Genomic DNA, 15225 nt, shown 5'->3' with positions numbered 1-15225 from the left:
ATCCGCTTTTTAGCCTATTAAAAAGCAACATTTAAAAGCTCTCCACTTATTTGAAGCATTTGCAACTCTGCTAACTTAGCCTGATATTTTGCAATATTTCTACTCAACTCTGCATTGCGCAAATTAAGCTGAGCTTGTCTGAATTCAATTGAATTGACCTGGCCTAATTTAAATTTTTCTTCTGTTCTGTCGAAGTTATTTTGCGAAGTAGCAATATTGTCTTCTCTTATTTTATAAATATTGAGTTTGTTTTGATAATCATCCCATGCATTATTGAAATCACGTTCAAGATTAACCAGGATTTGTTCTTTCTGCAATTGCTGATTTTCCAAATTAATCTGAGCATTTTTAACTCTAGTAATGGTATTACCACCGTCAAACAAATTCCAAGATAAATTTAAACCCCCTGATATTCCTGTATTGGTTGATACTGCTAAAAATGCTGCGGCATTATTATTATTTTTATTCCAACCATAACTTCCATTTAATCCCACTGTAGGTAAATATGCTGATTTTCCGGATTTTATATCATATCCGCTTATCATAATACTTTTTTCAATTTGCATAAGGGCAATATTTCTAGTTTTTGCCTTTTCAAAAAGGGCTTCTTTATTATAAAGAACATCAAATTTAATATCAGTATCAACATCAAAATCATGGTCTAATATATTTCCAAAAACGACATTTAAATCCCGTTTAGAGTTTTTCAATTCCTGTTCAGAATTAATTAGGTTAATGCTATCATTATTAATATCAACCTCTGCATTCAATACCGCCAATTTAGTACTTTGACCATAATTAAATTGATACTTGGCACGACGTAATCTATCATTCGAAATAGCTAAAGTTTGATTTAAAGCTACTGTGTTTTCAGTGATTTGTGCTACATTATAATAAATAGTAAATAGTTGAAAAACCGTGTTTTCAATGGTTTCTCTGGCCTGAAGTTCACTTAATTGATACTGCTCTTGAAGTTGTTTATAATCATAACTTCTACCCAGTCCATCAAACAAAACATAGTTTAGATTAACAGAGGCATTATAACGCGAACTTTCAGCACCATTTAAAATAGTGACATTACCATTTGAAAATACGGCTTCCGTGTTATCTATACTGTAAGACGCACCCGCGTTTCCTGTTACTGTTGGCAAAAACCCTGAGTTTAAAATACTGGCATTATTTTTTGCTACTTCTAATTGATTATTAGCCAGTTTAATGCCGTAATTATTCTCTAAAGCCAATGAAACAGCTTCAGTTGGTGTTAATATTTGTTGTTGGGCAATGACATTCGAAACAACTAATACTATGCCTAAAAGGATACCTTTATTCTTCATTTCCTTCAATTTGTTCTTTTATAGCACGTTCAACTTCTTCCTTGGTTACCACATTTCCTGTGGCCAGCCATTTTATGTTCTTTTTAAAACTATTACTAAATGATAAAAATAGTGGCAACAGCAGTAATGTTAATATAGTAGCATATGCAATACCAAAAGAAATTGAAATGGCCATGGGCTTTAAAAATTGAGCTTGTCTACTTTTTTCTAACAGCAGTGGTGCCAAACCTGCGATAGTGGTTAATGAAGTTAAGAATATGGCCCTAAAACGCGATTTACCAGCATCTAAAAGCGCCTCATCAAACTTCATCCCTTCTTTCAGATTAGAATTAAATTTGCCTATTAAAACTAAGCCATCATTTACCATGATGCCTATTAAAGCTATAATACCTAATAAAGACAATATGTTTACCGGGAACCCCAATAACCAATGTCCCCAGGACACAGCTGTTAAACTGAATGGTACCAGCAATAATAATAAGATTGGTTGACTATAACTTCTAAAAGTAAAGGCTATGGTAATATAGATGAGCAATAATATAACACCTCCAGCACTTTTTAAAGACTTAGACAATTTTGAAGCCTCTCTATTTTGGCCTTCAAAAGAGGCTGAGATCGTTGGGTATTTTGACTGAATTTCAGGAATTATGTCAGATCTGATTCCATCCAAAATATCAGTAGCACTTGAACTCGGGTTTTTTAAATCAGCTGTTACTTGTATTTCTCTTTGTCCTTCCAGATGATTGATGGCCACATCACCTCTTTCAATAGTATACACCGCTATATCCTTTAAATTAATACGTTGCCCTGAAGGGGTTACAATGCGCATATTATCCAGATCATTAATAGATTCTCTGTTTTTTCTGTCATATCTTACCCATACCCTAATTTCATCCTGACCTCTTTGAAAACGTTGGGCCTGAGCCCCAAAAAAACCAGCTCTGACTTGGCTCATGACCGTTCTTAAATCTAAACCAAGTAAATATGCGTTTTCTTTTAATTCTAATCTGATCTCTTTAATTCCTGCAGGATCATTATCAGCAATATCCTTTAACAAAGGATTGCTTTCCAAAGCCGTTTTTAACTCTAATTTAGCTGCTTTTAACTCGGATATGTTATTGCTTAACAATGAAATAGAAACTGGGTTTCCTCCAAAATTACCACCAGACCCAAAAATTAATCGTTCAGCTCCAATAACCGGTCCTACTAAATCTCTCAGCCTATTGGCCACCAGAGATGAACTGATAGCATCTGGTCGCTCTTCACCTGGTAATAAATTTATTTGTAATCGCGCACTTGAACTACTATTTAACGTCAATATGGTATTTTCAAATAGTTTTTTATCTGTTCCTTTTAAATATTCTGCCGTTAATTCTTCATTCACAATAAAAGACTTTTCTTCAATCATTGAAATAATGGAATCCGTTACCTTTACATTAGTGCCATTGGGCATATTCAATTCAATTGAAACCGTATCACTGGCAACACTTGGAAATAAGGTTACCCCTATGATACCTCCACCAATAGCTCCAAAAGTTAAAATTAATAATGCAACAAAAATTCCTAAAGACAAAATCTTGAATTTCAGGATAAAATGAAGCGTTGGACTATAGAGCCTGTCCCTTAAAAAAAGCATCATTTTATCTCCTACCTTATTTATTTCCCTCATTTTAGCAAAAAACTGCTTTATTTTTGAAGGATGCTTTTCCTTTTTAATCTTATGTAAAGCTTTTGAATGCGCCAAATGCGCGGGAAGAATCAAAAGAGCTTCTATTAAAGACACCGCAAGGGTCAACATAACAATAATAGACACTTCGCTAAAAAATTCTCCAATTCTGCTGTCTAAAAATAAAAACAGTGAAAAGGCCAGAAGCGTGGTAATAATAGCCGAAACTACAGGAGGTATCACTTCCATTGTGCCATCTATAGCTGCTTGTATTGGTGTTTTTCCTTTCTCAAAATGCTGATAAATATTTTCACCAATAACGATCCCATCATCCACCAGAATACCAATAACGATAATCATTCCAAAAAGAGACAAAACATTGATGGTGACGTCAAATTGTCCAGCAAAAATAAACATCCCCAGAAAAGACAGTGGTAATCCAAAAGCCACCCAAAAAGCCACACGCGTATTTAAAAACAGCGATAAGAAAACCAACACTAAGAGCATTCCTATAATGGCATTTTCACTAAGAAGTTTAGTACGTTGATTCAAGGTTATTGACAAATCTCTAACCACATCTAAATGCACATTATTAAACTTCTGATTATAGTCTTCAATATACTGTTTTACCTTATCTGCAGATGAAATAAGGTCCTCGTTATTAGTACTTGTTATTGAAATATTAACAGAAAGTTGCTGATTGAAATAAGTAGCATTTGGTGTTTCGGCAAAACGATCCCTGATCACTGCAACATCTTTCAATCTTACAGTTTTACCATCATTAGTAGCTCTAATAACAATATTTGAAAGCTCATCACCATAATAATTACGATTATTAGCTCTAATCAAGTATTCTTCAGTATCTGTTTTAATGTTACCTCCTGTAACCAGAATATTGGAGGCGCTCACCGCTTGAGCTACCTCATTAAAAGTTAAATTATAGGCTAATAAACTAACCTCATTAACAGCTATTTCAATTTCTTCTTCGGGGTAACCAGAGGTTTCAACTTGAGAGATGCCATCAATAGTCCTCAAGTCATTTTCTATCTGTCTGCCAATTTGCTTTAAAGTTGCTAAAGGAATATCTTTCCCACTGACTGCAAATGATATCGTTTCTCTTACTTCTTCACGTTTTGCAACTATTAAAGGCTCCATCCCCGTAGGAAATGATGGTACTCTGTCAACCGCATTTTTAACCTCCAAAAGCATGAAATCAATATTTTCTCCTTTTTGGATTTCAACGGTAATCGTTCCACTATTTTCTCTGGAGACAGAAGTCACCCTGTCTACTCCTTTTAAACCTTTAAGATTATCTTCTATTTGTAGTACAATCCCTTCTTCAATTTCCTGAGGAGAGGCCCCGGGATAGGTGATATTGATATTAATTATTTTAGAATCCGTTAAAGGAAAAAATGATGATTTTAATGATAACAATCCAATAATACCAAAAGAGAAAAATGCAATGATAAAAATGTTGACCGCAACATGATATCTAATAAAATAGGTGATTAGTTTTCTCATCTTCTATTGGTTAGCACTAGCATCAAAAGGTTTTACTAACATACCAACATAAGCACCAGGAACGGGACGTTTAAGAATTATAGTGCCGTTTGGCACCTCCTTTAACACCACTTTAGTGTCTGAAAAATATACCGGAGTTACAGAGATGGCATTTAGCATCCCATTAGTTAATATAAATATTTGATTGTCTTCAAGCAATAAATTTCTATCGATTTCAATGGCATCTTCCACGGTTTCTCCTTTTATATTCGCTTCTAAATACAGCCCCTCTTTTAAATTAGGATCCTTGACGTCAATATAAGTTGTTATTGTTTGTGTTGCCTGATCAATACTACCATTAACCCTTGAAATTTTTCCAATATAAGTATTTGTTTTATCCATATTAGTTAGTTGAACTTCCTCTCCAACTTTTAACAAACTGGCAAATGACTTACTAATTGCCACCTCCATTTCATACTCAGACGGGTCTATAAATTCACCTAATTTCTGACCATTTCTTATGAAGGTACCTTCTGTCACTAATGCTTCAGTTAATATACCTGTAAAAGGTGCCCTTATTGTGTATTTAGCTAAGCGCTGTTCTAAGTTTTTTAAATTATAATAACTAGAAACAATACCGCGGCCTGTGATAAAATAATTTTCCTTTTCAGAAGACATCTCAGGTAATTGAGGCGCTGATTTACTCAAATCAAAGGCGTTTAGATAATTTTGCCATTTTTGATATATTTCAGGAAAATCCAATCTTAAATCTGGCATGATAGCCGCAATAGCATTATATAAATTACTTTTTGCAGATTGCACGGTGGCATAATATTCAGAAGCATCAAGATTAATTAATGATTGCCCGGCATTATACTTTTGACCAGGTTTGAAAAGCACATTGCTTGTTTTGAAAATACCCTGTACTTCAGAATAAATCTCAACACGACGTTTGGCCACTAAACTTCCATTCCCTGGAATTTCAATTTGAATTTGACCATTTTTTACCGTATCAATGAACACTGTTTTAACAACTTTCTCAAGAACGGGTTTTGGTTTATTTTTACTTGCAATAAGTGATTTAGCCAAAAGAATAGAGCCTATAATTACTAAAACTCCAATAACTGAAAGTATAATTTTTCTCATTAAATATGATTTGATAGTATCGCGCGCAAATTTAACCCATTAAGTATCTTCAGTAAGTTAAAAAAAACTTAAAACATTATTCCGTAAAAGACTCAAGTTCTAATTGAATATTCTCCCATTTTTGCATTAACTCTTTCAGAGAATTTTTCTTTTTTTGGTAATTATCAAAAAAATGCGGTTTTGCGGTAACTTCTTCATAGTTAATTTCAAGTGAAAAATCAATCTCTTTAATTTCCTTTTCAAGCTGACTTATCTGGGCTTCCACATTACTTAACTTGTTATTTAAAGACTTTAATTTCTTTTGATCTTCATAAGACTGTTGTTTTTTCTCTTTAGGAACCTCCTTAACAACATTCCTTTTTTCAACCTCTCTCAAATTAAGCACATTGCGTTGTTCTAAGTAAAAATTAATATCTCCTAAATATTCTTTTAATTTATGATCTTTAAATTCATAGACCTTATTGGTTAGACCCTGAAGAAAATCTCTGTCATGTGACACTAAAATTAAGGTGCCTTCAAATTTAATTAAGGCTTCTTTTAAGACTTTTTTTGATTTGATATCCAAATGGTTGGTAGGCTCATCCATAATAAGCACATTAAAAGGCTGAAGCAATAATTTAGCCAGTGCTAAACGGTTGCGCTCGCCTCCAGACAGCACACGTACATATTTGTCTACCTCATCACCTCTAAATAAGAATGAGCCCAAAATATCTCTAACCTTACTTCTATTGGTTTCATTAGCGGCATCAATCATAGTATCTAATACCGTTTTGTTTCCGTCTAAATACTCTGCTTGGTTTTGAGCAAAATAACCTATTTGAACATTATGCCCCAGTTTTAAATGACCATCAAATTTTATATCACCTACCATAATTTTGGCAAGTGTAGATTTTCCCTGACCATTTTGACCAACAAAAGCTGTTTTACTATCGCGTTCAATAACGATATCAATATGTTTTAATACCTGATTACTACCGTAACTTTTTGAAATGTTATGAGCCTCAATTACCACTTTTCCAGGCGTTACAGATACAGGAAATTTAAGAGTCATAACACTGTTATCATCTTCATCAACCTCAATTCTGTCAATTCTGTCAAGTTTCTTTATTAGTGATTGTGCCATGGTTGCCTTTGAAGCTTTAGCGCGAAACTTTTCAATGAGCTTTTCAGTTTGTTCAATTTGCTTTTGCTGATTTTTTTGAGACGCTAATTGCTGAACTTTGAGTTCTTCACGCAGCACTAAATATTTTGAGTACGGCTTTGGATAATCATAAATTCTACCCAATGAAATTTCAATAGTTCTGTTGGTCACGTTATCTAAAAACATTTTATCATGCGATACAATAACCACTGCTCCAGGATAATTTCTTAAAAACCCTTCTAGCCATATAATAGATTCAATATCCAAATGGTTAGTTGGCTCATCCAGTAACAAAATATCATTACTTTGTAGAAGAAGCTTGGCTAATTCAATTCGCATACGCCATCCTCCAGAAAAAGTTTCGGTCAACTTTTCAAAATCCTTTCTTTGAAATCCCAAACCCTGAAGTATTTTCTCTGTTTCACCCTGATAATTATAACCTCCCATAATTTCATACTGATGATGATATTCATTAACATCCACCATCAATTGATGATAAGCTTCACTTTCATAATCCGTCCGCTCTGCCAGTTGATGATTGATATCATCTACTTTGGCTTCAATTTCCTTTATTTCAGTAAAAGCTTCATAGGCTTCTTCAAGCACGGTTTTGCCATGATCAAAATCTATATCCTGTTTTAAAAAACCAATTTTAAGTTCTTTATCTGTAGCTATTTGACCTGAATCTGGTTCCATCTCTCGTGATAATATCTTAAGCATGGTTGATTTTCCGGCACCATTTTTACCAATCAAACCTACCCTGTCGCCATTATCTAACTTAAAGGTAATATCTTCAAAAAGGTAATCTCCTTGAAATGAAATTGATAAATTGTGAATGTTCATCATAGAAATGTAACTTATATTACAAAGGCTTCATATTTTAAACTTATTTTTACCTTGTAAATGCGGATGCAAAAATACATTATTTTATATGTTAAAAAAAGGAACCTCTTTATATAGCATAATAACAGGAAAATGCCCAAAATGCCATGAAGAATCCATGTATACTTTTAAGAACGCCTATAATTTGGCAAATACCTTAAAAATAAATGAGCAGTGTTCTAAGTGCAAAACCAAATATCGTTTGGAACCTTCCTTTTTTTATGGGGCTATGTATGTTAGTTACGCGGTAGGAATAGCGTTTGCCGTTGCCGCTTACGTCATAACTAATCTTATTTTTCAGGCCAATTTAAAAAACACATTTATTGCTATTGTTATTACTTTAGTGGTCTTTATGCCCGTAATAATGCGGCTTTCAAGAAATATTTGGATTAACTTATTTATTCATTACGATAAAAACAGCCATTAAAAAATAATTTCAATGACACCTTATTGAAATCGTTTAATATCAATTTCGGCCTCCAAAGGTATTCCAAATTCAATATGATTAAATAGTTGCTTCGCCACATAAGGTCCAATCATAACACCTCTGGTTCCCAACCCGTTTAATACAAACATATTTTGATGTACAGGATGTTTTCCAACTAATGGCCGCCTGTCTTTGACAGTAGGTCTAATACCAGCCACCTGATCTATGACTTTAAAAGAACAAGTAATCATGGTATTTAATTTCGTTAAAAGCTCATCTTTTGCTTTTAAAGTAATTTCATGAGTTCTCTCTTCCCAATGATAGGTAGCCCCTACAATATAATTATCATGACCTATAGGAATTAAAAACACAGGACCCTTTAGAACAAAATCTATTTTTAAATCCGGAGCATGAATGGTTAATAATTCACCTTTGGTTCCTAATAAGGGTAAGCCCTTAAAAAACGGGTTTTGATGAATTCCAAAACCTTCTGTAAAAACAATGTTTTTAGCCTCAATTTCCCCATATTTCAAATCGCCATTGGTTACGGCTAATTCATCATATTTAAATTTAGCTTCAAAAAAACGAGACTCTTTTAACAGGAACTTCTTATAAGTATCCATTAATACTTTAACATCAATTCTACCAGTATTAAATACTTCACCAAAACCAAATGATGCATTGATATTTTTATTGGTATTTTTAATTAAATTAACAGAAAGATATTCTGAAAGATCTGGTTTATCAGAGGCTGAAAACCAATCGTTTTGTTCTTCTAATGAAGAAAATTTGCGAAGTACTGGAACTTTATAATCTACTTTTACATCAAATTCCCGTTCAAAGGTTTGATACATTTGTAAAGCAATTTCTAATTGTTCTTTACTCCTCCAAACAGGCGTGAAGCGCTTTAAAACCACAGGATTATATAAACCGCCTGCTACGGTTGAGGATTGTTGCGAATGATCGTCAAAAACAATAAATGTTTTATGATAAGCTCTGAGTTGTTCACAAAAACTTATGCCCGCTATACCGCTACCTATGACTATAAAATCTACTTGCATTGTGAATGCGAAGATACGTAGATTATTATTTTGCATTCACAAAAAAACCGCTCAATTATATAACTGAGCGGTTTTAAATATTTAATACTTTATGTGGTTAATAAGTCCACATATCAAGTTCAAAATCTCTGATTTTATCTTTAATTCTATCAGATTCTAACAACTGCATTAAAGAATTTTGAGCTACATATTCTGTAATGGCTCTATCTCCTTGCACGTTTTCTTCTTTATAAATGTAACCGTGGAAACGTCTTGCATTTAATATATGATCAAACGAAAATGGTATTGAACTATTTTCATTGTTAAACGCTTTAGCTTCATGTAATACATTTCTAGCATCTGGGAAGAATACCCAAAATAAAGGCACTAAATCTGGAGTATCTTGATCAATAGTATTGACGTCTGGTGCTACAGGGGCTATTCCAAGCAATCTGTATTTCATTTCAGCCTGACGTTTATCAAAATACCATAAACCTTTAATTCGATACTCTTTAATATCAGCTGCCGTAATATCTCTTCTGTTGATATATTCAGCAGATAATTCTTCGCCGGCATTGATTTGTTCTATACCTAACTCGGTTGTATCAATTCTAACTAAAGCAGATTCAATATCCTTTAAAGTACGCTTTCCAGTAAAATAAGAATCATCGTAAATGTTTTCTATATTACCATTTTTAATGTTCTTAATAAGTACATCATATAATGACCGTCTGTTACTACCTATATTATTCGTATCGATAGGATAATATAACGGAAAGTTAGAGCGCTCATCAAGAACAACTTTTTCCCAGGTCATTTTTGCAAAAAGAATATCTCTATCATCAACGTATCCATATTCTAATGGTTTATCATTGTCAATAGCCTTTTGTTCATCTGTCCTAACACCTATTTCCTGTGGGCTTTTCGCATTAAGAATATTTGCCTGAGCAAATGCGCCTGATACTGCAAAGACAGCTGTAACGGTTAATAAAAAACTTTTCAATTTCATCTGTTATAAATTTTAATTTATTAGAACTACTAATTAAATTCTAGTTTGTAAGCTCAATAAATACTGGTGATACTTTTTTAAGTATAACACTAACACCATCAGCCTTAGCTTCAATGTCGAATATTTGAACGCCATCACCACGTTTAGCCTTACTAAGCGCCTGTTTTGCTCTAGCATCCAGCTTATTACCATTAACATCAATAGTAGGTTGACCTGGAACTTTAAATTTAAATCCTGTGACACGTAAAGGTAACTCGAAATCAAAATCATCAAATTTAGCTCCGATTGTTGATATTTCAAGACTATTACGTTGCATGTTTAAGGATCCATCTTCGCCTCTTACAGTTCCTGTTGGCTTAGGTAAATCTTTAATTCTAAAGACAGCCTTATCACTTACTGTTTGACCATCAGGTAATTTACCATTTACATTAATAGTAACTTCTCTTCCTTTAACAAGAGTCGCATCCATAACATATTTACTACCAGAAGATCTACTTAATCCTTGTCCGCTTGCATTTACATTATTATCAGAAACTCCGGCGAATGAAATAGTCATTGGGTTTTTAACACCACGATAAACCACATTCATTTTATCGGCTGAAATAGTAGCTGCATTAGGTTTTGGAACCGTAGCAAAAGATTGGTTAACTGCCACTGGCTTTTCTTCTCCATTTTCCAAGAAGATCAATTGTCCACCAATTTTATGTTCTCCGGCTGCACCAGCACTTACTTTAAGTTTCACTTTACCACCTTCAATAGTATATTCTTTTTCAGAAAGTTTTCTTCCATCTAAAGTCAATTCTACTCTGTTTGGTTTTGTTGAATTATCTGTTCTTCCTAATACAATTTGCCCATCAAACTGCTCACCATTAAAATAAGCCGATTTTGAAGTTTCTAACAAAGTAGTATAATTAGACATCGATACCTCACTAGTAAGCGTTCCTTTTAACATAGTGGCCATTACTTCAGATTCAGTAGTTTTGATATCCGACTGAAGTTGAGTCATTTTAGTTAAAGATGCCACTAAAGGAAAACCTTTGAAATTATGATCTAACCATTTAACTTTACCTGCTCCACGCTTTACGTCGTCTGTAGCAAATTTTGTTTGAACATCTTTAATTACTGCATCCATCCCTTCTTGGTTTTCTAAAACTTTTGAAACACCATCTCTGAAAGTTGCAATTTGAGATAAAAATTCTTGTCCATCTGGCTTAATGATGTCTCCTTTAAAAAAATGTTCATCAAGGTAATCCCCTTTGTCCATTATTTCATATTCTGTTGGATCATCAATTTTTGCCGTCATTTTAGACTTCAAATCTTCCAAATAAGCGTTAAAGTTAGCTGCCAATTCTTTAATCTGACTTGCCTGCGCCTTTAACGGCTCATATTTAGCTGGTTGTTCACTAGCCTTTTGCTCTAATCCGGCCATAAAAGTTGCATTTCGTTCTGCTGCAGCTTCATTTGACTCGGTTAGCTTTTCGTTCATTAATCCAAATGCTGAAAGCACTTCTTTTGACATATTTAATGCTAGCATAGCTATAAATATCAAATACATCAAGTTAATCATTTTCTGTCTGGGTGATAAATTTCCTCCTGCCATTTCTAATTTGGTTTTTTGGTTAATTATTAAAATTTGGGTAAAAAACCATTATTAGTTTTTATTCATTGCAGAAAGCATTCCGCCATAAACACCATTTAATGATGATAAATTAGATGCTAATGATTGCATTTGTTCTTTCAGTTTACCAGCATTTTCAATTGACTCTTCATTAATAGAAGCTTGACGATTGATGCTTTCTAACTGTACTTTATACAAACTGTTTAAAGATTCCATCTGAGCCGCAGCCAAAGATAACTCTTCGCCATATTTTCTTGTTGCTTCAATAGAATTCACAGCTGGGACCATGTTTTTAGCAGCACCTTCAAAGTTTTTAATGCTGTCTCCTAAACTTGCCATTAATTCGCCATCTATTTTAGCGTCTTTTAATAACTCATCTAATTTTTTTGATAGTAGACCTTGGGCGTCTTTTGCTTCTTTTTTACTGGTTGTAGATTCTCCTCCAGCTAATTCTGGATATACTAGAGACCAATCCAACTCACTATCAACTGGTTCAAATGCTGATAATGCAAAAATAATTGCTTCTGTTACCAGACCTATAGTTAACATCACGTTCCCTGTTAAAGGTCCAATTTCGAAATGAATAATTTTAAATAGGGCTCCAACGATAACGATTGATGCTCCTAATCCGTAAGCTAAATTCATAAACTTCTTACTTGCTCTTGACTGTGCCATAATTTTCGGTTTTTAATTTAAGTAAAATACTTAAGTAGGTTAATTAATAGTAATAAATTGTTGTTTAAAATTGTTGATTAAAATTGTTATTTATTTCTTTTTTCCGTTTTTAGTTACTTGAGTCCCCATGTAATCTTGAACGGTTCTAAATCCTATATAACATCTTGCAGAATCTGCATACTCATAGTCTCTTGAACTAACTTGTAAAAAATATGCAACATCTTTCCAAGATCCACCGCGCACAACTTTACGATGATTATCGTTGTCATTAACACTTGGATTTATTGTGGAAACATAATCATAAGATGAAGGATCATAAGCTGCATTTACCCATTCTGATACGTTACCTGCCATATTATACAGGTTATAATCATTTGGTTCATAAGACTTGGCTTCAACTGTATATAAAGCTTGATCTGCCGCATAATCTCCTCTTACTGGTTTAAAGTTGGCCATAAAACAACCTCTGTCACTCTTGGTGTAAAAATCACCCCAAGGATAAGTTGCTGCTTGCAAACCACCTCTGGCAGCATATTCCCATTCAGCTTCAGAAGGCAATCTGAAAGAATTTACAAAGGCTGCCCCTTTTCTCGATTTTTGATAGGCATTTTTATACAAGGTTCTCCATTGACAAAAAGCTTTTGCCTGATCCCATGTCACTCCAACTACAGGATAATCACTGTAAGCATCATGCCAAAAATAATCGTTGTGCATTGGTTCATTATATGAATAAGCAAAATCTCTAATCCAAGTTGTTGTATCTGGATATACTTGAATCTGCTCCTTTATTAAAACGTCTTTACGTTTTAAATTTCTGTTTTTTGCAGCTTTTTGAATATCCATATAAGTGTATTGAAATTGAAATTTCTTTACATCCCAGGTTCTTTGACCATTATATGACTCTTCTATTGGAAGATACATCGTGTCCATGACCTCAGCATACCACTCATCAGGATAATCATTAGTATCAAAAATTAAATCTACATCTTTATTTAATTTTCTTCCTTCATAACCTGTTGGTCCTAATCCAGTATAGTTTTCAAACATATACTTTTCATATACCGACATATTAGCTGTGTCTGCATCTTTAAATGCAAATTCACCAATACCGCCATCATCCGGAACTTTTCCGATTTCATCAGCTAAAATAGCTAGCTTCGTTCTAACAATTGAATCTCTTACCCAATTTACAAATTGGCGATACTCACTATTAGTGATTTCGGTTTCATCCATATAAAAGGCTCTAACAGTAACAGTCTTCGCCGGTGCATCATGCACACCTGCTAAATCGTCATCTGCTTTACCCATTATAAATGCGCCTCCTGGAACAAGTTGCATTCCGTAAGGCTTTTCTGGATGCCACTTTTTACCTTGAACACCTACTAATTCGCCCTTATCTTTAGAGCCACAACTTGCTAGCAGTGTTAGTAATACCGTTAATAAAACAAACTTCTTCATATCCATAGAAAACTCGAGGTTAAATATTATAGTTATATTTTGAGAGCGTAAACATATTTATATATTTTTAAAAAAACAACTATTTTCGAAAAAAAATTACATTTCATCGTAAAAAAAATACATTTTACCGATGAAATCCAACTTTTAGTCAGTATTTACAGCTAAATGCTGTTTTTTTGAAATGCCTTGTACCATCTGTCAGGTACCTTATTGTTACAGGCATCTAAATAATCCTGATGTATGCAAGGTAATAACGTATGTCTCTTTAATTTATTATGGACTTCGGTCAAAAAAGGTATTTCAATCCACCACCTTCCTGTTTTGTTACTCTTGTAAAAGATTAACTCTTGATCATCAACCAAAGTAATATATTTCTGATGATTATTTTCATCATTAAAATTATCATCTTTAATTCTATAATTAACACCTTCAATAAAATACCATGCAATCTGAGCAACTAACATACTTGTTATTTCATCATCTTTAGAAGCCTTGTATTCATAAATCCCAAATGACGATACTTTATTACTTATACCTGCATATCGAGAGATTGCACAAATTTCCTTACCATCAAATCCGTTAGGCGAATACTTTTGATTCAAACTAACTTCAGAACTTTTAACTGAATTTAAATCGAGGCTGACAATATTAGCATCACGCAAAACAGGTTCAACTAAAGTGATGTTTTTTGAAATTTGACCCAATCTGTAGGATTCAAAGTATAATTTATCCATTAAATCTATTTCTTCCTGAGAATTGAAATAGGTTTGATAACCAATGGTAGCATAATTAAATAAATTATAGGGTTGATCTAGAATAATTTTTCCGACAAAACTATTATTTTTAATGGGCCTTGTAGAATCTCCAAGATCAAACTTACAATCAATATTGACCATATTAACCATAGGTATGAGGGCATCATAGGCTCTGTAGTTCGCATACGTTAAATCTTGTGTTCCTCCTATAATAATTGGAATGATTTTCTTTTCAATTAAAACCCCAATGGTTGTTTTTAAAGCAAAGTAAGTATCTTCAACCGTTTCTCCTTTATTAATATCTCCTAAATCTGCTATTGTAGTATTCCAACTTCCAGGAAAAAGAGCATAAAAAGCCTTCCTTACTTCATTTAATTGAAATTCTTCTCCTATATAATTATGATCATTTCTGTTTTCTAAAACTCCTAAAAGAACAATACTTACCCCTTCTAAATCAGGAACGCCGTTTTGTTTGGAGTGAATTCTTAATTTTCTACCTAATGCTTGTTGAGAAAGCAATTCATTGTGCGCCAACACTAAATCAGAAACAGGCGAAAGAAAATTGAAATTCATA

General features: G+C 33.4%; 11 protein-coding genes. 1 reads left to right on the top strand and 10 read right to left on the bottom strand.

From position 1 onward, the window contains the following. Nucleotides 1-17 precede the first annotated feature (17 nt). The 4 genes from V8G56_RS08535 to V8G56_RS08520 form a co-directional block, all read right to left on the bottom strand. Nucleotides 18-1334 carry a TolC family protein gene (locus tag V8G56_RS08535; RefSeq protein WP_395438026.1) on the bottom strand — a complete coding sequence of 439 codons (1317 nt, stop codon included), beginning with the start codon at nucleotides 1332-1334 and terminating at the stop codon, nucleotides 18-20. Further along, nucleotides 1324-4521, bottom strand: a complete 3198-nt coding sequence (locus V8G56_RS08530; protein WP_395438025.1) for an efflux RND transporter permease subunit — start codon at nucleotides 4519-4521, stop codon at nucleotides 1324-1326. Before V8G56_RS08530 ends, V8G56_RS08535 begins: the two co-directional genes overlap by 11 nt. 3 nt (nucleotides 4522-4524) lie before the next feature. Then, nucleotides 4525-5646: an efflux RND transporter periplasmic adaptor subunit gene (locus V8G56_RS08525; protein WP_395438024.1), complete on the bottom strand. Its 1122-nt coding sequence runs from the start codon at nucleotides 5644-5646 to the stop codon at nucleotides 4525-4527. A gap of 76 nt (nucleotides 5647-5722) precedes the next feature. After that, a complete protein-coding gene (locus tag V8G56_RS08520; protein WP_395438023.1) occupies nucleotides 5723-7633 on the bottom strand; it encodes an ABC-F family ATP-binding cassette domain-containing protein in 1911 nt (636 codons plus the stop codon). An 85-nt stretch (nucleotides 7634-7718) separates the two neighbouring features. Here V8G56_RS08520 and V8G56_RS08515 point away from each other — a divergent pair, with 85 nt between their 5' ends. Further along, entirely contained in the window at nucleotides 7719-8096 is a 378-nt protein-coding gene (locus tag V8G56_RS08515) for a DUF983 domain-containing protein (RefSeq protein ID WP_395438022.1), read from the top strand. Between the two features lie 20 nt (nucleotides 8097-8116). On the opposite strand, the gene V8G56_RS08510 is transcribed toward V8G56_RS08515, so the two are convergent. From V8G56_RS08510 to V8G56_RS08485, 6 genes are all read right to left on the bottom strand, one after another. Next, nucleotides 8117-9157 (bottom strand): NAD(P)/FAD-dependent oxidoreductase, encoded by a 1041-nt coding sequence (locus V8G56_RS08510; RefSeq protein ID WP_395438021.1) that lies wholly within the window; start codon nucleotides 9155-9157, stop codon nucleotides 8117-8119. A gap of 97 nt (nucleotides 9158-9254) precedes the next feature. Next, nucleotides 9255-10145 carry a type IX secretion system ring subunit PorN/GldN gene (gene porN, locus V8G56_RS08505; RefSeq protein ID WP_395438020.1) on the bottom strand — a complete coding sequence of 297 codons (891 nt, stop codon included), beginning with the start codon at nucleotides 10143-10145 and terminating at the stop codon, nucleotides 9255-9257. 40 nt (nucleotides 10146-10185) lie between these two features. Further along, complete coding sequence (gene porM, locus V8G56_RS08500; RefSeq protein ID WP_395438019.1) at nucleotides 10186-11745, bottom strand: type IX secretion system motor protein PorM/GldM; 1560 nt, start codon at nucleotides 11743-11745, stop codon at nucleotides 10186-10188. Nucleotides 11746-11796: 51 nt separating this feature from the next. Continuing rightward, nucleotides 11797-12438, bottom strand: a complete 642-nt coding sequence (gene porL, locus V8G56_RS08495) for a type IX secretion system motor protein PorL/GldL (protein ID WP_395438018.1) — start codon at nucleotides 12436-12438, stop codon at nucleotides 11797-11799. Between the two features lie 90 nt (nucleotides 12439-12528). Beyond that, the gene (porK, locus tag V8G56_RS08490; protein ID WP_449528517.1) at nucleotides 12529-13896 is read right to left on the bottom strand and encodes a type IX secretion system lipoprotein PorK/GldK; all 1368 of its coding nucleotides are present in this window, start codon (nucleotides 13894-13896) and stop codon (nucleotides 12529-12531) included. 161 nt (nucleotides 13897-14057) lie between these two features. Continuing rightward, nucleotides 14058-15224, bottom strand: a complete 1167-nt coding sequence (locus V8G56_RS08485; protein ID WP_395438016.1) for a formimidoylglutamase — start codon at nucleotides 15222-15224, stop codon at nucleotides 14058-14060. Nucleotide 15225: the final 1 nt, after the last annotated feature.

This window comes from Gaetbulibacter aquiaggeris, assembly GCF_044003965.1.
Lineage (GTDB): Bacteria > Bacteroidota > Bacteroidia > Flavobacteriales > Flavobacteriaceae > Yeosuana > Yeosuana aquiaggeris.
The sequence above is the reverse complement of the archived record's forward strand: the minus strand, read 5'-3'. Positions and strand labels throughout refer to the sequence as shown.